Genomic DNA, 20194 nt, shown 5'->3' with positions numbered 1-20194 from the left:
GAGCGCCGCGCGGACCGCACCATCTCCTGAACAGGGCTTTCCCCGGGTGGTGCGGTCGTGCCTCCCGGCCGCTCGACCGACCGCGAGCGGCGTCGCGAGCCACCGTCCGGTCCGCACTGCTGCTGTCAGCAGCAGTGCGGACACGCTCGCGACCGCCGGTGGAGGACAGTGTTGTACCCCGGAACGAAGCGACGGTACCCCCGCACGAGGGGCGCGTTGCGCCGGTGCCCGGCTTCTGTCTCAATTGCCTCACCCGAACCGACCACTGGTTCCTCGATGAAGCGGAATCCCCACCTCGAACGTTGAAGCAGGGATCGATGTTCACCTTCATTCTGCAGATCCGGCAGATGGTCGAAGGGCACCCCGAGTTCTACCTGTTCGCCGTGTACTCCGCGGTGATCTGGTTGCTCTGGCTGCTCAAGGTCATCCTGTCGGCCCGCTACCGCCCCTACACCGGCACCTTCGTCGGGACGACCAGCGTGGTCGTCCCCGTCGTGGACGAGCCGCTCGACCTCTTCCGTGACGTGATCGGCCGCATGGTCGAGCAGCGTCCGGGCGAGATCATCGTCGTCATCAACGGCGCCCGCAACGAGGCGCTGGAAGGGGTCTGCGACGAGTTCGCCCCGCTCGTCCGCTGGACCCACACCCCGATCCCCGGCAAGCGCAACGCCGTGAAGGTCGGGACCGAGATGTCGAACGGCGACATCACGATCCTCGTCGACTCGGACACGGTCTGGACGCCCGGCACGCTCGACGAGCTGCTCAAGCCGTTCGCCGACGAGTCCGTCGGGGGCGTGACCACCCGGCAGCGCATCCTCGAGCCGACCCGCTCCTGGATCACCCGCTGGGCGGACTGGCTCGAGAACTCCCGGGCGCTCTACTCGATGCCCGCGCAGAGCGTGCTCGGGCAGATCGGCTGCCTGCCCGGACGGACCATCGCGTTCCGCCGCAGCATCCTGGCCCGCGTCATGGACCGGTTCATGCACGAGGAGTTCATGGGTGTCTTCCTCGAGGTGTCCGACGACCGGACCCTGACGAACCTGACGCTCAAGGAGGGGTACCGGACCGTCTACCAGTACACCTCGCTGGTGTACACGGACGCTCCGCTGCAGGTGAAGAAGCTGTTCAAGCAGCAGCTGCGCTGGGCGCGTGGCTCGCAGTACAACACGCTCCGGATGCTGCCCTGGATGCTCGGCCACGCGCCGATCCTGGCGGTCTTCTTCCTGACCGACATCATCCTGCCGTTCATGCTCTTCGGCGTGATCGCCGGCTGGATCTACCGGGCGGTCACCGGGCAGGGCGAGAACCTGTACCAGGGCATCCTGCAGCAGTACGGCTTCTCGACGGGCTTCGTCTACGTCGCCGGCCTGATGGTCGTCTCGAGCGTGCTGAGCATGGCGATCCGACAGATGCGCCACCTGGCCGAGAAGCCGAGCGACTTCTTCCGCCTGCCGATGTTCATCATCGTGTCGACGTTCTTCCTCATGCCGATCCGGCTCATCGGCTTCTTCCGCCTGGCGCACGCGTCCGGCTGGGGCACCCGTGCCGGGGCGTACGCCGGCGGTCCGGTGCAGGAGGACCCCGCCGACGCCGTGCAGCCCGCCGCACTCGGCGCACCGCCGGTGAGCCCGGTGGACCTCGGCGAGCAGGGCCGGACCGACCAGGCCGCCGCCGACCGGGCGTTCGACGAGCTCTTCGGACCCGACGCCACCACGAACTCGACCGCCACGGTGCTCGCCACGCGGCGCTCGGCGGCCGTCGCGGCCTCGGCTGCACCCGCGGCCCGCCCGGCTCCGACGACGGCACGTCGTCGCCTCAACCCCTACGCGGCGATCCCGTACCTCATCGGGTTCGCGATCTTCGCCCTGGAGGCGTTCCTCATTGTCTGACCTCATCCGGTCCACCAGCACCTGGTGGGCACAGTCCAGCAAGCACGCCCGACGGACCGCGATCGGCACGACCGCGATCGTCCTCGTGCTCGGCCTCATCACCTGGACCGTCTGGGTCTCGCCCAGCGGCCCGGTGTCCTCCGCCGTCCAGACCGCCCTCGGGGTCACCCCGAAGAAGCAGGCGGCGCAGCCCACCGCCGCTGAGCTCACGGCGAAGCTCGACGCCGCCCAGCAGCGCATCTGGGAGCTCGAGGGCAAGCTCGAGTCGACCGACGCACAGTCCGGTTCCCGGAGCGACCAGATCACGACGCTCAAGGCCCAGCTCGCGTCGCTGCAGTCGCAGCTCGGTGCCGCGAAGAGCCGTGCCGAGGGCCTCGCCGGCAAGGGCGGGGCCGGCGGCGGGGGCGGCGGCACGAGCGGCGGGGGCAGCGGCACGAACGGTGGCAGCACCGGTTCCGCCGTGGACCACGGCGGCGTCGCAGGATCGAACGGGTCCGGGTCGACGCACCCGGTCGGCACCGGCAACGGTGGTCCGTCGAAGGACCCGTCCCCGACGCTCCCCGCCGCCCCCACCAAGGCCGAGGTCCTCGCGCAGCAGGCCCGGTGGTACGGCCTCTACACGGCGCAGGCGCCCTTCAACTGGGCCGAGTACGACGAGGTCCAGCAGCAGGTCGGCAAGGCCTCGAACATGGTCGGGTTCTTCCAGGGCTTCGACCAGGACTTCAACGCGAGCGCCGTGCAGCGTTCGTGGGCGAACGGCCGACTCCCGATGATGACCTGGGAGACCAAGCCGCTGAACGTCGGCAACGACAAGCCGAACGTGCCCGGGTACTCGAACCAGGACGTCATCGACGGTGACTTCGACGCCTACCTCACGAAGTACGCGCAGGCCGTGAAGGCGAACGGACAGCCGATCGTCATCCGCCTCGACCACGAGATGAACGGCTCCTGGTACAACTGGTCCGAGCAGCCCTTCAACCCGTCGAAGGTGGAGCGGCCGCAGAACGCCCCGGGCACGTACCGACAGATGTGGCAGCACGTCTGGCAGGTCTTCGAGGCGAACGGCGCCAACGACGAGGTCATCTGGAACTGGTCGCCGACGCGCATCGACGACCTCGGCAGCGACACCTACCGCACCGTCGACTACACGGCGAAGTACTACCCCGGCGCGCAGTACGTCGACTGGGTCGGCATGAGCGGCTACTACCGGAACGCCGGCGACCCGGCGACCTTCGCCAAGACGTTCGACGCCACCCTCGGGCAGCTCCGGCAGATCGCGCCCGGCAAGCCGATCGTGCTCAACGAGATCGGTGCGACCGAGTCCGGCACCGCCGTGTCGGAGTCGCAGAAGGCGGCGTGGTTCACCTCGCTCTTCGCCGCCCTGGCCGACCCCGCGAACGGCGACGTCATCGGCTTCGCGTACTTCAGCGAGGTGGCGACCTCGGTCACGGACGGCAAGCGCGCGACCAACGACTGGCGCCTGAACTCCCGCAAGGACAGCCTCGCGGCGTTCAGCACGGGGATCCGGCGCGACGACATCGGGTACGACCTCCAGGAAGTGAAGGAACAGTGAGCGAACAGCAGCAGGACGGCGCCGACGTGCGCCCGGCCCCCGTCATCTCCGTCATCGGCACCGGCTACCTCGGCGCCACCCACGCGGCCGCCATGGCCGAGATGGGCTTCGACACCATCGGCGTCGACGTCGATCCGGCCAAGCTGGCGGCGCTGTCCGCCGGCGAGGTCCCCTTCTACGAGCCGGGCCTGCCCGAGCTCATCACGAAGCACGTCGCGACCGGGAAGCTCCGGTTCACCGCCGACATCGCCGAGGCGGTCGCGGCAGCCGACGTCCACTTCGTCTGCGTCGGCACCCCGCAGAAGGCCGGGTCGCACGCCGCGAACCTGTCCTACGTCGAGGCCGCCACCCGCGGTGTCGCCGAGCACCTCACACACCCCGGTCTCATCGTCGGCAAGTCGACCGTCCCGGTCGGCACCGCCGAACGGCTCCGCGGCATCGTCCGCGAGTTCACGCCGTCGGGCATCGCCGCCGAGCTCGTCTGGAACCCCGAGTTCCTCCGCGAGGGCAAGGCCGTCGATGACACCCTGCACCCGGACCGGCTCGTCTGGGGCGGTGCCTCCGCCGCCGCGGACGCCGTCATGCGCGAGGTCTACGCGGCACCGATCGCCGAGGGCACACCGGTCATCACGACGGACCTCGCCACCGCGGAGCTCGTGAAGGTCAGTGCGAACGCCTTCCTCGCCACGAAGATCTCGTTCATCAACGCGATCTCCGAGATGTGCGCGATCACCGGCGCGGACGTCACGACGCTCGCCGACGCGCTCGGGCACGACGTCCGCATCGGCCGGAAGTTCCTCGACGCCGGCCTCGGCTTCGGGGGCGGCTGCCTGCCGAAGGACATCCGGGCGCTCATGCACCGTGCGAACGAGATCGGTGCCGGTCGGGTCGTCGGCCTCATGCAGCAGGTCGACGAGATCAACATGGGGCAGCGCGAGCGCGTCATCGACATGACCATCGAGGCGCTCGGCGGCTCGGTGCTCAACCGTCGCGTCGCCGTCATCGGTGCCGCGTTCAAGCCGCTCACGGACGACGTGCGCGACTCGCCGGCCCTCAACGTGGCCGCCGCGCTGCACCTCCGGGGTGCCCAGGTCACGCTCTGGGACCCGGAGGCGAACGAGACGGCCCGGCGCTCCTTCCCGACGCTGTCCTACGCGGCGTCGAAGGAGGACGCGGTCGAGGGTGCCGACGTCGTCCTCGTCCTCACCGAGTGGGACGACATCGTGCAGGCGTCGCCGACGGCGCTCGGAGCCCTCGTCGGGCGCCGGACCGTCATCGACGCCCGCAACTGCCTCCCGGTCGCCGACTGGGTGGAAGCGGGGTGGTCCGTCCGTTCCCTGGGGCGGCCCACGCCGGTCACGGGTGCGCCCGTGAGCGTGGCCGCGGGGGCGAACGACGTGCTGGTGACAGCGCGGTAGTCGTCGCGTCCGTGCGAGACGGGGTCCGTGCCGGGGGCGGCGCGGGCCCCGTTTCCGTGCCCGCGGGGCCGCAGCGGTCGCGCCGGGTGGGCCCGGGCGTACCTGGTCGTCCCGGGCGTACCTGGTCGCGCCGGGCTTGGCTGGTCGTTCGTTCCGACCGGGTACGCCCGTTCCTGCCAGCCATCGCAACCGTCCTGGGAAGGATCGGGCAGGCGGGTGCGGCGACCGCCTGGAGGCCCGGTGTCGGTCCGCCGGACCGGCACCGGGCCTCCAGGCCGTCACCTGCACCGCCCCGCCGCACGCGGAAGGGCCCCGCACCGAGACGGTGCGGGGCCCTTCGTGCTCAGCGGGGATCAGACGCCGAAGTAGAGCTCGTACTCGAACGGGTGCGGGCGCTGCGCCAGCGGGAGGATCTCGTTCTCGCGCTTGTAGTCGATCCAGGTCTGGATGAGGTCCTCGGTGAAGACGTTGCCCTTCGTGAGGAACTCGTGGTCCGCCTCGAGCGCCTCGAGCGCCTCGTCGAGGGAGCCCGGCACCTGCGGGATGCCCTTGGCCTCCTCCGGGGGGAGCTCGTACAGGTCCTTGTCGACCGGCTCGTGCGGCTCGATGCGGTTCTGGATGCCGTCGAGGCCCGCCATGAGCTGTGCGGCGAAGGCGAGGTACGGGTTGCCCGAGGCGTCCGGCGCGCGGAACTCGATGCGCTTGGCCTTCGGGTTGGTGCCCGTGATCGGGATGCGGATCGCCGCCGAGCGGTTGCCGGCCGAGTAGACCAGGTTGACCGGCGCCTCGAAGCCCTTGACCAGGCGGTGGTACGAGTTGATCGACGGGTTCGTGAAGGCGAGCAGCGCCGGGGCGTGCTTCAGCAGGCCGCCGATGTACCAGCGCGCGGTGTCGGACAGTCCGCCGTAGCCGTTCTCGTCGTAGAACAGCGGCTTGCCGTCGTTCCACAGCGACTGGTGCGTGTGCATGCCCGAGCCGTTGTCACCGAAGAGCGGCTTCGGCATGAACGTGGCGACCTTGCCCCACTGGTCGGCCGTGTTCTTGACGATGTACTTGAACTTCAGGATGTCGTCCGCGGCGTGGACCATCGTGTCGAACTTGTAGTTGATCTCCTGCTGGCCGCCGGTGCCCACCTCGTGGTGCGAGCGCTCGAGCGTGAAGCCCGCCTCGATCAGCTTCAGGGTGATGTCGTCGCGCAGGTCCGCCGTCTTGTCGACGGGGGAGACCGGGAAGTAGCCGCCCTTGTACGGGGTCTTGTTGGCGAGGTTCCCGCCCTCTTCCTCGCGGCCGGTGTTCCAGGCGCCCTCCTCCGAGTCGACGGAGTAGAACGACTTGTTCTGCGTGACCGAGTAGCGGACGTCGTCGAAGATGTAGAACTCGGCCTCGGGGGCGAAGAACGCGGTGTCCGCGATGCCGGTCGACGCGAGGTACTTCTCGGCCTTCTTCGCCACCTGACGCGGGTCGCGACCGTAGATCTCGCCGTTCCGCGGGTTGTAGATGTCGAAGACCATGATCAGCGTGCGCTCGGCGCGGAACTGGTCGATGTAGGCGGTCGTCACGTCAGGGATGAGCTGCATGTCCGACTCGTGGATCGACGCGAAGCCGCGGATCGAGGAGCCGTCGAAGAGCTGTCCGACCGAGAAGAAGTCCTCGTCGACCGTGGACGCCGGGATGTTGAAGTGCTGCTGCACACCGGGCAGGTCGGTGAATCGGATGTCGAGGAACTTGACGTCCGTGTCCTTGATGAAGGCCAGGACCTCGGAGGAATCGCTGAACATGTGTGTCGATCTCCTGGGGGGTAGGTGATGTCGATGGATGCCGCAGGTGCACCTCCGACGAGGCTATTGACACCGGGTTTCCCGGACATGACTGCATTGTTTCGGGCGTGTTACGTCGGTGCGGTCGCCTACCCTGGGGGCATGGCCCGCAGCACCACCCCGCCCTCCGCGTCCTCCGCACACCCGAGCGGGGAGCACCCGGACGGCTGGCCGGGCAAGGACCTGGGGCTCCCCGAGGAGGGCCCGCGGAGCGTCGGGCGCATCGGTCGCCGGGTCGTCGCGCTGCTGATCGACGGTGCCCTCGCCGACCTCGTCGCGTTCGTCACGGGGGTGTGGTCACCGCTCGAGGGCTCGGGCGACATCGCGCACACCTGGATCCAGCTCGCGATCTTCGCGGCGCTGCAGGTGCTGTTCATCTGCCTGCTGTCGGGGTCGTTCGGCCACGTCTGCGTCGGCCTGCGCGTCGTCCCGATCCGCGGGGGCTACGTCGGGGTGTGGCGGCCGGTCGTCCGGACGGTCCTGCTCTGCCTGGTCGTCCCCGCGCTCATCATCGACCGCGACAGCCGCGGGGCGCACGACCGCATCGCCGGGACGGTGCTCGTCCGGCGCTGACCCGGCGGGGGCCGCGGCGGCGGGCTGCGCGTGGCCGGGGCTCGCGCGGTCTGCGACGCCGCACCGGTCGATCGACGCGCGGGATGTCGGAAGATGCACGTGCACCCTGTACGCGCGCATGATCCGACACCGCAGCTGTCGATCGACGCGTGTGATGTCGGAAGATGCCCGTGCACCCTGTACGCGCGCATGATCCGACACCGCACCGGTCGATCGACGCGCGGGATGTCGGAAGATGCACGCGCACGACCGACGGCGGCACTCGGGAGCCCGCGACACGACGACGCCCCCGACACGACGACGCCCCGACCTGGCACGGTCGGGGGCGTCGCTCGGCAGAGGGGAACGCAGATCAGCGCGGACGCCCGGCCCGCGCACGCATCGGGTCCATGCCCTTCGGGATCGCCGCGGCGGGACCGTGGGTCATCGAGTCGAGTCGGTTCGCGACCGCCAGGACCTCGTTCCGGTTCAGCGCCTTCTTGTACTGGTTCATCGCCTTGGGCAGCTTGTGCAGGGTCACGCCGTCCGTGTCGTCGTCCACGTGCACGACGTGCACCGGGACGTTCGGGACGATGCGCTGCACCTTGCGGCGCTCCTCGTCGACCTGGCGCTTGAGGTTGCCACGCTGCCCCTCGGTGATCAGGATGACGCCCGGCGTGCCGACCGCGCGGTAGACCGCGGCCTGCGACCGGCCGTGGACGGCGACGGGCATCTCGCTCGACCGCCACTGACGACGCAGGGAGTTCGAGAGCACCGCGCCGACGGCACCGGGCTGGCCGGCGATCTGGGAGTAGGCGGCGCGCTCGGCGAGCCGACCGAGGACGATGAGGAACAGCAGCACACCGAGCAGGACGCCGGCGAGGATCCAGAGCGTGATCGCGAGCCAGTTCTGACCCGGCAGGAGCAGGGCGAGCAGGACGCCGAGGACGACGGGGCCGACGAACGCCAGCAGGAACCACCAGACGGACTTCGGGTCGGCCCGACGGGTCATGGTGAAGACCTGGTACATCTGCTTGAGACGACCCGGCTCCTTCGCCTTGGGCGCTTGGGGAGTGCTGCGTGCCATGCGACCAGGATACGGCCTCGGTCATCCGCCGCAGACCGCCGCTGCTCAGGCTGTGGGCGAACACGGTCCTCCACAGGTCTGCTCCTGCGGACGGGAGGCCCGCACCGGCTCCGTCACGCTGGTCACCGTGACCACGACCGACTCCACCGACCACTGGTGCGGTGCCGCGGACCCGCCCGCATTCGCGCGGTGGCTCGCCGACCGGTCCGCGGGGTGCGGTACCCACCTCGTGCCCGTGCTCCGCGCCGGGCGCTGTCCGAACGGCCACCCGGCGGTCGAGGTGCTCCGTCCGCCCGTGCGTGCCCTCGACGAGGCCCTCGACGTCGTCGGCACCCCGACCGAGGGCGTCGCCGTGACGCTCACCGTGCCGCTGCTGCAGCTGGCCGCCCGAGCACGGGCCGGGGCCCTGGAGCTCGGGGTGCTCTCCGTCGAGGAGATCGGCGTGGACGAGGCCGGCGCCGTGCTCGTCGCCGATCGTCCGCCCGGCGCGGTGCCGCCCTGCCGCGACGACCCGGCGTCGGGCACCACGCCGACCGAGTCGGTGACGGTACCGGTGGGCCGACCGACTCGTTCGCCGCGGGACGCGGACGGGTCGCGGCAGCTCGTGCTGGCGGCGCGGACGGTGTGGGACCGCGTCGACGCGCGCACCCCGGTCCGGGAGTCCCTCGATCCCGTCCTCGACGCCGCGGTCGACGGTGGTGCGGACGACGTGCGCGCCGCACTCGCACTCGTGCTCGCGGCGGCACCGCCGCGGCCGGTGCGGTGGACGCGGCCGCTCGGTGCGCTCTTCGACGACGGAGCGACCTTCGACGACGGAGCGACGACCGTCCCCGGGCAGGAAGCGCGGGCCGCGGCAGCGAGCACCGCCGTGGGCACCGCCGCCGGGGCTGCGCTCGTCGCCCTCGCACGCGACCTCGTCGAACGGGGCATCCCGGTCGGGAGCACCCGCCGGCTGCCGGTCCGGATCGCGCTCGTCGGGACCCTGGTGACCGGCGGGCTGGTCGCCGCTGCGGTCGGTGTCCGCTGACCGACGTGGAGACCGGACGACCCGGTGCTCCCTCCCGGAACGCCGGACGGCCCCGGTCCCTGCGCGGGACCGGGGCCGTCCGGTGTGGATCGGACCGTCGACTCAGTAGCCGAGGTTCGGGCCGAAGTTGCCCTCCTCGAGGCGGTTCTTCACCGCGACGAGGTACCGCGACGCGTCGGCGCCGTCGATGATCCGGTGGTCGTACGACAGCGCGAGGTAGACGAACGAACGGATGGCGATCGCCTCCTGCCCGTCGACCTTGACGACCGCCGGGCGCTTCGTGACGATGCCCGTGCCGAGGATCGCCGACTGCGGCAGGAACACGACGGGCGTGTCGAACAGCGCGCCGCGCGAACCGGTGTTGGTCAGCGTGAACGTGCCGCCCGCGAGCTCGTCGGGCTTGAGCTGGTTGTTGCGCGTGCGCTCGGCCAGGTCGGCGATCGCCTTCGAGAAGTCGGCGAGCGACAGGCCCGACGCGTCCTTGATCACCGGGGTGAGCAGGCCGCGCTCGGTGTCCACCGCGATCGCGACGTTCTCGTGGTCCGGGTAGACGATCTCGTCGCCCTCGACCGTGGAGTTGATCTTCGGGTGGGCCTTGAGCGCCTCGGACGCCGCGAGGGCGAAGAACGGCATGAAGCTCAGCTTCGAGCCGGTCTGCTCCTGGAAGGCGGCCTTGTTGGCGTCTCGGAACTGCGCGACCTTGGTCACGTCGACCTCGACGACGCTGGTGAGCTGCGCGGTCGAGGTCATCGACTGCACGGCACGCTCGGCGACGACCTTGCGGAGGCGCGACATCTTCTCGCGCGTCCCGCGGAGCGGCGAGGTCTCGGCGACGAACGGGCCGGACTGCGCGGCGGCGGGGGCCGGAGCACCCGCCGACTTCGCCTGCTCGGCGGCGGCGAGCACGTCCTCCTTGCGGATCCGCCCACCGACACCCGTGCCGGTGACGGTCGACAGGTCGACACCCTGCTCGTTCGCGAGCTTGCGGACGAGGGGCGTCACGTAGCCGGTCGCCGAGGCGTCCTGGTTGGGCGTCGGGACGGACGCCGAGGCGTTCGCGCCAGATGCCGCGGGCGCAGCAGCCGGGGCCGGAGCAGCGGCCGGAGCCGGGGCAGCGGCCGGAGCCGGGGCGGGGACCGCTGCCGGCACGGCAGCGGGCGGCGGGACCGGAGCGGCCTGCGGGACCGGGGGAGCCGACGGCGCCTGCGGGGCGGCGGGCTGGGTCTGACCACCCGGCGCCGGGTCGGCCTGCTGCGGCTCCGGAGCCTTCTGCTCCTCGGGCTGCTCGGTGCTCGGTGCCGTCTCGGGCTCGCTCGAGTCGGCTGCTGCCTCGTCGGCGCCCTGGTCGGCCGCCTGGCCGTCGGACGAACCGGAGTCGGAACCCGAACCGGAACCGTCGCCGATCTTCACGAGCGGCGTCCCGACCTCGACGGTCTCGTCCTCCTGGACGAGGATCTCCTCGACGGTGCCGGCGATCGGCGACGGGATCTCGGTGTCGACCTTGTCGGTCGAGACCTCGAGCAGCGGCTCGTCGACCTCGACGCGGTCACCGACGTTCTTCAGCCATCGGGTCACCGTGCCCTCGGTGACGCTCTCGCCGAGCGCCGGGAGGTTGACGGATTCGCTCATCGGGTGGGCTCCTGTTCGCGGGTTGCTGTGGTGGTGGTGGTCATTGTCTCGGTGCGCACGGGTGCCGTGGTGGTCACAGCGCGTGCAGCGGCTTGCCCGCGAGGTGGAGGAAGGCCTCGCCCAGTGCCTCGTTCTGCGTCGGGTGCGCGTGGACGAGCGGCGCGACGTCCTCCGGGTGTGCCTCCCAGTTGACGGCGAGCTGCGCCTCCCCGATGAGCTCGCCGACGCGCGCGCCGATCATGCTCACACCGACGACCGGGCCGTCGACGACGCGGACCACCTTGACGGCGCCCGAGGTGCCGATGATGTGGCTGCGGCCGTTGCCGGCGAGGTTGTACTCGTAGGTGTCGACCTTGTCGCTGCCGTACTGCTCCTCGGCCTTGGCCTGGGACAGCCCGACGGAGGCGACCTCCGGGTCGGAGTAGGTGACCTTCGGGATGTTCGTGTCGGAGATGACGACCGGGTTCAGGCCCGCGATCTCCTCGGCGACGAAGATGCCCTGCTGGAAGCCGCGGTGCGCGAGCTGCAGACCGGGGACGATGTCGCCGACCGCGTAGACGTTCGGCAGGTTCGTGGCGAGGCGCTCGTCCGTGGTGACGAACCCGCGGTCCATCGCCACGCCGACCTCGTCGAAGCCCATGTTCTGCGTGAGCGGGCCGCGGCCGACCGCGACGAGGAGGACGTCGCCCTCGAAGGTCTTGCCGTCCTCGAGCGTGACGACCACGCCGTTCTCGTGCTGGTCGACGTGGTCGAACCGGATGCCGAGCGAGAACTCGATGCCGCGCTTGCGGAACGCGCGCTCGAGCTGCTTCGACATCGACTCGTCCTCGGCGGGGATGAGGTGGGGGAGGCCCTCGACGATGGTGACCTCGGCGCCGAAGGACTTCCAGACGCTGGCGAACTCGACACCGATGACGCCGCCGCCGAGGATGACGACCTTGTTCGGGACGTAGTCCATCTTGAGCGCGGTCTCGGACGTGATCACGCGGCCGCCGATCTCGAGGCCCGGCAGGGACTTCGAGTACGAGCCGGTGGCCAGCACGACGTTGCGACCGGTGACCGTCTGGTCGCCGACCTGCACGGTGTTCTGCGAGGTCAGGCGGCCCCAGCCCTGGACGACGGTGATGCCGCGCGCCTTGACCAGGCCCTGCAGGCCCTTGTACTTCGAGTTGATGACGCCCTGCTGGTAGTCGATGACCTTGGGCACCTCGACGCCGGCGAACTCGGCGATGACGCCGTACTGCTCGGCGTCGCGGGTGGCGTCGGCGACCTCGGCGGCGTGCAGCAGCGCCTTGGTCGGGATGCAGCCGCGGTGCAGGCAGGTGCCCCCGAGCTTGTCTCCCTCGATGAGCGCGACGCTCATGCCGAGCTCGGCGGCCCGGAGCGCGGCCGCGTAGCCACCACTACCGCCACCGAGGACCACGACGTCGTAAGTCTGTTCCGTCACCTGGTGCAACTCCCTCGTGCGTGTCGGGGCCCGGGTCGGACCCCGCTGGACACCGCGGCGGCGGCGTCCGACGGTCGGACCGCATGGTTCCGGTCCCGTCCCGCTGGTTCCGGCGGGCGCGCGTCGGTGCGCAGCCCGCCGGGTCCAACCTACTACCTGGACTGGAGCTCTTCTGCGAGTCCGACGAGCGTGCGCACCATGACGCCGGTGGCACCCTTGCCGAGCCAGCCGTAGCCGCCGCCCTTGTGCTCGGACGGGCCGGCGATGTCGAGGTGCGCCCACTCGATGCCCTCGCCGACGAACCGCTCGAGGAACTTGCCGGCCAGGAGCATCCCGCCGGCGGGGTTGCCGACGGTCGCGTTCACCATGTCGGCGACGTCGCTGGCGAGCCGTGCGTCGAGCTCCTCGGGCAGCGGCATCGGCCAGATCGGCTCGGCGGCGGCGTCGGCCACCGCCCGGACCCGTGCGACGAGGTCGTCGCTGCCCATCAGGCCGGTGGTGCGGTCGCCGAGTGCGACGACCTGCGCGCCGGTCAGCGTCGCGACGTCGACGATCGCGTCGGGCTGCTCGAGCGAGGCCGCGGCCATTCCGTCGCCGAGGACGAGCCGGCCCTCGGCGTCGGTGTTCGTGACCTCGACGGTCTTGCCGTTCTTCAGCGTCAGGACGTCGCCCGGACGGGTCGCGGACCCGGAGGGCATGTTCTCGGCGAGGCAGAGCCAGGCCGTCACGCGCGTGTCGAGCCCGAGGCGGGCCGCGGCGATCGTCGCGGCGAGCACGGTCGCGGCGCCGGTCATGTCGGTCTTCATGCCGAGCATCGACGCGGCGGGCTTGAGCGAGAGGCCGCCCGAGTCGAACGTGATCCCCTTGCCGACCAGGGCGAGGTGCCTGCTCGCGGACGCCGGCTCGTAGCGGACGACGACCAGGCGCGGCGGGCGCTCGGAACCGCGGCCGACCCCGGCGATCCCGCCGAAGCCCTGCTCCTCGAGCTGGTGCTCGTCGAGGACCTCGACGGTGAGGGGGAGGCCCTCGGCCTGGGCCACGGCGACGTCGGCGACGTCCGCGGGGCCGAGGTCGCCGGCGGCGGTGTTGACCAGGTCGCGCACGAGCGCCGCGGCGTCGGCGACGATCGCCGGGCGGACGGTCGCGTCCGCCGCGGTGTCGGCGGGCGCGACGACCTCGATCCGCTGGTCGCCCCGGGTCGGGCCGGTCGTGCCGGTTCCCTTGTGCCGGGTGAACGCGTACGCACCGAGTGCGGCACCCTCGAGTGCCGCCTCGACGAGCTCGGCCGAGTCGGTCGGCAGCGCGAGGGCGATGGACGACACCTGGGGGAGCTGGCGGACGGCGCTGCCCGCGGCGGCGCGCACGGCGGCGGCGTCGAGGGCCGTCCCGAGGCCGACCAGCGCGATGCCGGCCGCGGCGACGCCGGTGCCGGGGAGCCGGACGAGCTGGTCCTTCGCGCCGGTGACGCCGATCGAACCGAGGTCGAGGTCGGCGAGCGCGTCGGGGGTGCCCGCCGCGCTCGGCGCGATCGCGGGCGCGCCGCCGTCGGTGCCGGCGCGGACGCCGAGCACGAGGACGTCGGCGTCGACGTCGGAGAGGGTCGTGGAGGTGGTGGAGAGCGTCGGTCGGACCATGCGGCAAGCCTATCCAGCACGTGTTCGCCGAGAGCGTCGGGACCGCGCACGGGACGGTCGGGGGCGCCGCCTAGCATGGGGACGTGGACCACCCTGAGGACCTGTACACCGTCGCCGTCGGCGCACCGACCGTCCCGGCCGGGCTGCACCTGGTCGCGGGCCTGACCGGCTTCGTGGACGCCGGGTCCGCGGTCGCGCAGGTGACGTCGTCCATCCTCGACGGGCTCGACCACGAGCTGGTCGCCGAGTTCGACCCCGACGTGCTCCTCGACTGGCGCGCACGGCGACCGGTGATCACCTTCGAGCACGACCACATCACGGCGGTCGAGCCCCCTCGCCTCGCACTGCACCTCGTGCGCGACGAGCTCGGGCAGCCGTTCCTGTTCCTCACCGGGTACGAGCCGGACTTCCAGTGGAACCGCTTCGTCGACGCCGTCACCGGGCTCGCCGACGACCTCGGCGTGGCGGACACGACGTGGTTGCAGTCCATCCCGATGCCCGTGCCGCACACCCGGACGATCAACCTGACCGTGTCCGGCACCCGGGCCGACCTCGTCGAGCAGATGAGCGTGTGGAAGCCCGAGACGCAGGCTCCCGCGAACGTCCTGCACCTCGTCGAGCACCGGCTGACGCAGCTCGGCGAGCAGGTCACCGGGCTCGTCCTCCTCGTGCCGCACTACCTCGGCGACACCGAGTTCCCGGACGCCGCCGTCACGGGCCTGTCGAGCATCTCGGCCGCCACGGGCCTGATCTTCCCGACCGACGCCCTGCGCGAGGCCGACCGCGAGTTCCGCACGCGCGTCGACGAGCAGGTCGCCGGCAACCCCGAGCTGCAGCGCCTGGTCGCCGTGCTCGAGGAACGGCACGACACCTACATGGAGGGCAACGCGGTCGCGTCGCCGCTGACCGGTGTCGACGGGCAGGTCCCGACGGCCGACGCGATCGCCGCGGAGCTGGAACGCTTCCTCGCCGACCGTCGACCCGACGGGGACGCCCCCACGGACTGACGGCGCGTCGCCGGCACCGGTCGCGGCCGGGAGGCTGATCCACCGTCCGCCCCGCACACCGCGTCCTCCACAGGTCGGTCCGGGCGCGGTGCGCACGTCGCTAGCCTGGTCGGGTGAACTCCCGCCGTGCCTTCCTCGTCTGGGGCGTCGCGGTGCTCGCCTACGTCCTCGCCGTGGTGCAGCGCTCGTCCCTCGGCGTCTCCGGGGTCGACGCGCAGGACCGCTTCGCGGTCTCCGCGGCGGTCCTGTCGACGCTCGCCGTCGTGCAGATCGCCGTCTACGCCGGTCTGCAGATCCCCGTCGGCATCGCGCTCGACCGTGTCGGGCCGCGGAAGCTCGTGCTCCTCGGGGCCGCCCTCCTCGTGGTCGGGCAGGCCGTCGTGGCCTTCTCGCCGACGATCGGACCGGCGATCGCGGGACGGGTGCTCGTCGGTGCCGGTGACGCCATGACGTTCATCTCGGTCATCCGGCTCGTGCCGATGTGGTTCAGCGGCCGGATCCTGCCGCAGATCTCGCAGTGGACGGGCAACCTCGGCCAGGTCGGCCAGGTCCTCTCGGCCTTCCCGTTCGCCGTGCTCCTGCACACGGCGGGGTGGACGCCGGCCTTCGGCGTCGCGGCGGCCGCGAGCCTGGTGGGCCTGCTGCTCGCGGTGGCCTTCGTGCGGAACGGTCCGGTGCCGGTCCGCACCGACACGATCCCGCTGCCCCTCCCGCACTCGTGGCGCGGCGCGTTCCACACGTTCGGGCACGCGCTCCGGCGCCCCGGCACGCAGCTCGGGTTCTGGTCGCACTACGTCACGCAGTCCTCGGGCACGGTGTTCTCCCTGCTCTGGGGCGTCCCGATGCTCCGTGGTCTCGGCTACACCCCGAGCGAGGCGGCCGGGTTCCTCACGGTGATCGTCGTCACGGGATTCGTCGCCGGCCCGGTGCTCGGCGTGCTCTGCGCGCGCTTCCCGCTCCGCCGATCGAACCTGGTGCTCGGCATCGTCCTGGCGCTCGGGGTCGTCTGGACGGCCGTGCTGCTCTGGCCCGGGCACCCGCCGACGTGGCTGCTCGTGCTCCTCGTGCTCGCGATGGGCGTCGGCGGGCCCGGGTCGCTCATCGGCTTCGACTTCGCGCGGAGCTTCAACCCCGTCGGGTCCCTCGGTTCGGCGAACGGCGTGGTGAACGTCGGCGGCTTCCTCGCGGCCTTCGTGATGATGTTCCTCATCGGCACCCTGCTCGACGTCGTCTCCGGGGCGACCGGGCGGACGGTCTTCGACTGGGAGAACTTCCGCGTGGCGCTGACGGTGCAGTACGTCGTGGTCGGTCTCGGCGTCGTGATGCTCCTGCTCGCCCGCCGGCGGACCCGGCGGGACATGCACGCGCAGGACGGAATACGGGTGGGCCCGCTCTGGGTTGCACTGGTTGCACGCCTGCGGAAGAAGGCCGTGCAATAATGGAGGACGGACCCATCGGGCCCCGGATCTCCACGGCACTGCACCGCGCCGTGGAAGTCGGGGGACTTGACATGGGTCCTCATGCTGCCCGGAACGGTAGGACCTGACGACGCGGGGGACTGCGGCCCAGGCCCTGGGCGGCGAGGGAGGCCACGACCCCACGAACGTGGCACGACGAGAGAGGTGATCGCATGGCTGCCCGGAGCACGACGATCGATCCCACGAAGGACAACGAGCCCGAGGCCGTCGCGGCGGACGACGCCGACGCGGCCGAGGGGAAGGCTGCGCCGAAGAAGCGCGCCACGAGGACCACCGCAGCGAAGACCACCGCCGCGAAGAAGGCCGCACCGAAGAAGGCGTCGACCCGCGCGAAGAAGCAGGCCGACGACGAGGACGAGGACGACGCGGCCGTCGAGCCCGCCGACGACGCCGTCGAGACCCCCGACGACACCGACGCCGAGGACACGACGGACGACACCGAGGACAAGACCGCCAAGCCGGACGCCGCCGCTGCGGTCGCCGCGGGCGCGCTCGTCATCTCGCAGTCCGACGACGACGAGGCACCGGTCTACTCGACCACCATCACGGGTGCGACCGCCGACCCGGTGAAGGACTACCTCAAGCAGATCGGCAAGGTCGCGCTGCTCAACGCCGAGCAGGAGGTCGAGCTCGCGATGCGCATCGAGGCCGGCCTGTTCGCGGAGGACAAGCTCCAGCACTCGACCGGTCTGTCGAAGCCCGAGGAGCGCGAGCTCCGCTGGGTCGCCCGTGACGGTCAGCGCGCGAAGTCGCACCTGCTCGGCGCGAACCTCCGTCTCGTCGTCTCGCTCGCGAAGCGGTACACCGGCCGCGGCATGCAGTTCCTGGACCTCATCCAGGAGGGCAACCTGGGCCTGATCCGTGCGGTCGAGAAGTTCGACTACACCAAGGGCTTCAAGTTCTCGACCTACGCCACGTGGTGGATCCGTCAGGCGATCACCCGCGCGATGGCCGACCAGGCCCGCACCATCCGCATCCCGGTGCACATGGTCGAGGTCATCAACAAGCTCGCCCGCGTGCAGCGCCAGATGCTCCAGGACCTCGGTCGCGAGCCCACGCCGGAAGAGCTCGCCCGCGAGCTCGACATGACCCCGGAGAAGGTCGTCGAGGTCCAGAAGTACGGTCGCGAGCCGATCTCGCTCCACACCCCGCTGGGTGAGGACGGCGACTCGGAGTTCGGCGACCTGATCGAGGACACCGAGGCGGTCGTGCCGGCCGACGCGGTGGGCTTCACGATGCTGCAGAAGCAGCTCGAGAGCCTGCTCGACTCCCTGTCCGAGCGCGAGGCGGGCGTCATCCGCATGCGCTTCGGCCTCGGTGACGGCCAGCCGAAGACCCTCGACCAGATCGGTGACACGTTCGGCGTGACGCGCGAGCGGATCCGCCAGATCGAGTCGAAGACGATGGCGAAGCTCCGCCACCCGTCCCGGTCGCAGTCGCTCCGCGACTACCTCGAGTAAGCCGGCATGCGCTTCCTCGTCCCGATCCTGGTCGGGCGGATCCTCCGCGCCCTCGCACGAGCGCGGGGCGGTGGATCCGCCTACCCGGGCTACATCGTCCTGAAGCTCGTGCCGGACTTCCTGCAGCACGTGACGAAGCAGTTCCCGAACGGCGTCGTCTTCGTGCTCGGGTCGAACGGCAAGTCCACGACGACGCACATGATCTCGGACATCGTCCGGGCGCACGGCCTCCGCGTCTTCACGAACCCCTCGGGTGCCAACCTGCCGCAGGGCATCGCCTCGGCGCTCCTGTCCGAGGTGTCGCTGACCGGTCGGCTCAAGGCGGACATCGGCATCCTCGAGGTCGACGAGGCCTTCGCGGTCGAGCTCGCCGGCATCCTGTCGCCGTCGACGGTGACGATGCTCAACGTCCAGGTCGACCAGCTCTACCGGTTCTTCGAGACCGAGCGCGTCGCGACGATGATGCTCGACACCGCTGCGCTGTCGACCGCGAACGTCGTCACGAACCGCGACGACCAGTTCCTCGACGCGTACGTCGGTCGCTCCGGCCAGCGCGTGCTCCGCTTCGGCGCGAGTGCCGAGGTCGTGGCCGCCGCCCCGAACGGCCTGCAGAACGCCGACGACTTCGACCGCACCGCGGGGGAACCGAACCCGGCCGAGTCCGAGGTCGTGACGAACACCGGCGACGGTGCGACCGTGCGGTTCGACGGGACGGACATCCCGGTCCGCCTGCCGGCGCGGGGGCTGCACTACGCGGTCGACGCCGCCGCCGCGACGGCCACCGCGAGTGCCGCGCTCGGAGCGCAGTTCCGCGCGGACGCCGTCACGAAGGCGTTCGGCACGATGAAGCCGGCGTACGGGCGCGGTGAGCGGCTGCCCATCGCGGGGGAGTCCGCCGAGTTCACGATGTTCAAGAACGCCGCGAGCCTGCAGCTCAACCTCGACGCCCTGCCGGACCACCCGGAGCAGGTCCTCATGGCGATCGACGAGGGCACGCCGGACATCTCGTGGATCTACGACATCGACTTCTCGAAGCTCGACCACGTCGACGTCGTCTCGGGCGACAAGGCCTGGCAGATCGCGATCGCGCTCGAGCACGCCGGTGTCCGCATCGGCCGCGTGGAGCCCGACGTCGAGGCCGCCATCAGGCACATGCAGGGTCTCGGTGCGACGTCGAGCGGCACGAAGAACTTCATCGTCAACTACGAGATCATGATGATCGCCCGCAAGGCCCTCGGCCACGGCGACATGGAGAAGACGGCATGACCGCCGACCGGTTGACCATCCTGCACGTCTACCCGCGCCAGATGGGCGTCTCGGGCGACCGCGGCAACGTCGCGGCGCTCGTCCGCCGTGCCGAGGCCGCGGACATCGCCACCGAGGTCGTCGAGTACGCGCCGGGCGACCCGGTGCCCGCGACGGCGGACGTGGTCGTCGTCGGCAACGGCCCGCTCAGCGCCATGCGTTCGCTCGGCGCCGACGTCACGCGCGTCGGCGGTGCGGTCCGCGACCTCGCAGCCGCCGGTGTCCCGGTCGTCGCGGTCGGCGGCGGGTTCGACCTGGCGACGAACGAGGTCGTGCCGACCGAGGGCGCGCCGGTGGCGGGCTTCGGGGTGTTCGACGCGCGTGCCGTCCGCGGCGCTGAGCGACGGGTCAACTACTTCGTGCTCGACACGCGGTACCCGCTGCTCGGCGGTGCGTCGACGCGCCTCGCGGGGTTCGAGGACCACGCCACCCGCATCGAGCTCGGCGCCGGCGTCGAGCCCTTCGCCGACGTCGTGTCCGGCGGCGGCAACCAGGCCGGGGCCCCGGTCGAGGGCGCGATCGTCGGCACCTCGTTCGGCACGCACACGCAGGGCCCGATCCTGCCGCTCAACCCGCAGCTGACCGACGCGGTCCTCGCTGCGGCCACTGCGCGGCTCGACCGCGCGTACCAGCCGGACGCGGAGCGGACGGCCACCGTCGACCGGTACGCGCGCGAGGCGCGCGCGACGATCGACCGCTACGTCGACAAGGCGTTCAAGCGGATCGCCTGATCCTGCGGTCGACATCCGACCACGAACGGACGGGAGGCGCGGTGCCAGCACCTTGGTGCCCGCGTCGCAAACCTGGGCCAGGGCGTCGATCTCGGCCAGAAGGCTCTGCGCGTCCTTCAGGCTTTCGACGATGACCAGGG

General features: G+C 71.2%; 15 protein-coding genes. 10 read left to right on the top strand and 5 right to left on the bottom strand.

Features of this window, described 5'->3' with window-relative positions:
* Positions 1–317 precede the first annotated feature (317 nt).
* Genes AB0N84_RS05195 through AB0N84_RS05185 form a run of 3 tightly spaced genes read left to right on the top strand, consistent with a single transcriptional unit; the run spans position 318 to position 4880 of the window.
* Positions 318–1889 carry a glycosyltransferase family 2 protein gene (locus AB0N84_RS05195; RefSeq protein WP_182047663.1) on the top strand — a complete coding sequence of 524 codons (1572 nt, stop codon included), beginning with the start codon at positions 318–320 and terminating at the stop codon, positions 1887–1889.
* Complete coding sequence (locus tag AB0N84_RS05190) at positions 1882–3462, top strand: glycosyl hydrolase (protein ID WP_363544202.1); 1581 nt, start codon at positions 1882–1884, stop codon at positions 3460–3462. Before AB0N84_RS05195 ends, AB0N84_RS05190 begins: the two co-directional genes overlap by 8 nt.
* The gene (locus AB0N84_RS05185; RefSeq protein ID WP_182048142.1) at positions 3459–4880 is read left to right on the top strand and encodes a UDP-glucose/GDP-mannose dehydrogenase family protein; all 1422 of its coding nucleotides are present in this window, start codon (positions 3459–3461) and stop codon (positions 4878–4880) included. The genes AB0N84_RS05190 and AB0N84_RS05185 overlap by 4 nt, the downstream gene beginning before the upstream one ends.
* A gap of 353 nt (positions 4881–5233) precedes the next feature.
* On the opposite strand, the gene glnA is transcribed toward AB0N84_RS05185, so the two are convergent.
* Positions 5234–6658 (bottom strand): type I glutamate--ammonia ligase, encoded by a 1425-nt coding sequence (glnA, locus tag AB0N84_RS05180; protein ID WP_069711041.1) that lies wholly within the window; start codon positions 6656–6658, stop codon positions 5234–5236.
* 141 nt (positions 6659–6799) lie between these two features.
* Here glnA and AB0N84_RS05175 point away from each other — a divergent pair, with 141 nt between their 5' ends.
* Positions 6800–7270 (top strand): RDD family protein, encoded by a 471-nt coding sequence (locus AB0N84_RS05175; protein WP_069711040.1) that lies wholly within the window; start codon positions 6800–6802, stop codon positions 7268–7270.
* Positions 7271–7622: 352 nt separating this feature from the next.
* Here AB0N84_RS05175 and AB0N84_RS05170 read toward each other — a convergent pair whose 3' ends face one another.
* Entirely contained in the window at positions 7623–8336 is a 714-nt protein-coding gene (locus AB0N84_RS05170) for a DUF4191 family protein (RefSeq protein ID WP_182047533.1), read from the bottom strand.
* A 127-nt stretch (positions 8337–8463) separates the two neighbouring features.
* On the opposite strand from AB0N84_RS05170, the gene AB0N84_RS05165 reads away from it, so the two are divergent.
* On the top strand, positions 8464–9363 hold the full coding sequence (locus tag AB0N84_RS05165) for a hypothetical protein (RefSeq protein ID WP_363544199.1): 900 nt from the start codon (positions 8464–8466) through the stop codon (positions 9361–9363).
* Between the two features lie 102 nt (positions 9364–9465).
* Here AB0N84_RS05165 and sucB read toward each other — a convergent pair whose 3' ends face one another.
* From sucB to AB0N84_RS05150, 3 genes are all read right to left on the bottom strand, one after another.
* Entirely contained in the window at positions 9466–10992 is a 1527-nt protein-coding gene (gene sucB / locus AB0N84_RS05160) for a 2-oxoglutarate dehydrogenase, E2 component, dihydrolipoamide succinyltransferase (RefSeq protein WP_182047535.1), read from the bottom strand.
* 73 nt (positions 10993–11065) lie between these two features.
* The gene (gene lpdA / locus AB0N84_RS05155) at positions 11066–12439 is read right to left on the bottom strand and encodes a dihydrolipoyl dehydrogenase (protein WP_069711036.1); all 1374 of its coding nucleotides are present in this window, start codon (positions 12437–12439) and stop codon (positions 11066–11068) included.
* 152 nt (positions 12440–12591) lie between these two features.
* Positions 12592–14073: a leucyl aminopeptidase gene (locus AB0N84_RS05150; protein WP_363544196.1), complete on the bottom strand. Its 1482-nt coding sequence runs from the start codon at positions 14071–14073 to the stop codon at positions 12592–12594.
* Positions 14074–14156: 83 nt separating this feature from the next.
* Between AB0N84_RS05150 and AB0N84_RS05145 the strand changes: the two genes are divergently transcribed.
* The 5 genes from AB0N84_RS05145 to AB0N84_RS05125 all read left to right on the top strand — a co-directional run bounded on the left by AB0N84_RS05145 (position 14157) and on the right by AB0N84_RS05125 (position 20054).
* Positions 14157–15080, top strand: coding sequence for a PAC2 family protein (locus AB0N84_RS05145; protein WP_069711034.1), 924 nt, complete (start codon positions 14157–14159; stop codon positions 15078–15080).
* Between the two features lie 113 nt (positions 15081–15193).
* The gene (locus AB0N84_RS05140; protein WP_363544194.1) at positions 15194–16519 is read left to right on the top strand and encodes an MFS transporter; all 1326 of its coding nucleotides are present in this window, start codon (positions 15194–15196) and stop codon (positions 16517–16519) included.
* A 191-nt stretch (positions 16520–16710) separates the two neighbouring features.
* On the top strand, positions 16711–18018 hold the full coding sequence (locus tag AB0N84_RS05135; RefSeq protein WP_363544192.1) for an RNA polymerase sigma factor: 1308 nt from the start codon (positions 16711–16713) through the stop codon (positions 18016–18018).
* A gap of 6 nt (positions 18019–18024) precedes the next feature.
* Positions 18025–19284: a MurT ligase domain-containing protein gene (locus AB0N84_RS05130; protein ID WP_363544190.1), complete on the top strand. Its 1260-nt coding sequence runs from the start codon at positions 18025–18027 to the stop codon at positions 19282–19284.
* Positions 19281–20054 (top strand): hypothetical protein, encoded by a 774-nt coding sequence (locus AB0N84_RS05125; protein ID WP_363544188.1) that lies wholly within the window; start codon positions 19281–19283, stop codon positions 20052–20054. Before AB0N84_RS05130 ends, AB0N84_RS05125 begins: the two co-directional genes overlap by 4 nt.
* Positions 20055–20194: the final 140 nt, after the last annotated feature.

Source organism: Curtobacterium sp. NPDC089185 (assembly GCF_040685235.1).
Classification (GTDB): Bacteria; Actinomycetota; Actinomycetes; order Actinomycetales; family Microbacteriaceae; genus Curtobacterium; species Curtobacterium citri.
The sequence above is the reverse complement of the archived record's forward strand: the minus strand, read 5'-3'. Positions and strand labels throughout refer to the sequence as shown.

What these genes read in the sequence shown, in the direction of transcription:
- AB0N84_RS05150 (WP_363544196.1), bottom strand. Translation starts at nt 14,073, where the DNA reads ATGGTCCGACCGACGCTCTCCACCACCTCCACGACCCTCTCCGACGTC.
- AB0N84_RS05125 (WP_363544188.1), top strand. Translation starts at nt 19,281, where the DNA reads ATGACCGCCGACCGGTTGACCATCCTGCACGTCTACCCGCGCCAGATG.
- AB0N84_RS05195 (WP_182047663.1), top strand. Translation starts at nt 318, where the DNA reads ATGTTCACCTTCATTCTGCAGATCCGGCAGATGGTCGAAGGGCACCCC.
- AB0N84_RS05170 (WP_182047533.1), bottom strand. Translation starts at nt 8,336, where the DNA reads ATGGCACGCAGCACTCCCCAAGCGCCCAAGGCGAAGGAGCCGGGTCGT.
- sucB (WP_182047535.1), bottom strand. Translation starts at nt 10,992, where the DNA reads ATGAGCGAATCCGTCAACCTCCCGGCGCTCGGCGAGAGCGTCACCGAG.
- AB0N84_RS05130 (WP_363544190.1), top strand. Translation starts at nt 18,025, where the DNA reads ATGCGCTTCCTCGTCCCGATCCTGGTCGGGCGGATCCTCCGCGCCCTC.
- AB0N84_RS05135 (WP_363544192.1), top strand. Translation starts at nt 16,711, where the DNA reads ATGGCTGCCCGGAGCACGACGATCGATCCCACGAAGGACAACGAGCCC.
- AB0N84_RS05175 (WP_069711040.1), top strand. Translation starts at nt 6,800, where the DNA reads ATGGCCCGCAGCACCACCCCGCCCTCCGCGTCCTCCGCACACCCGAGC.
- glnA (WP_069711041.1), bottom strand. Translation starts at nt 6,658, where the DNA reads ATGTTCAGCGATTCCTCCGAGGTCCTGGCCTTCATCAAGGACACGGAC.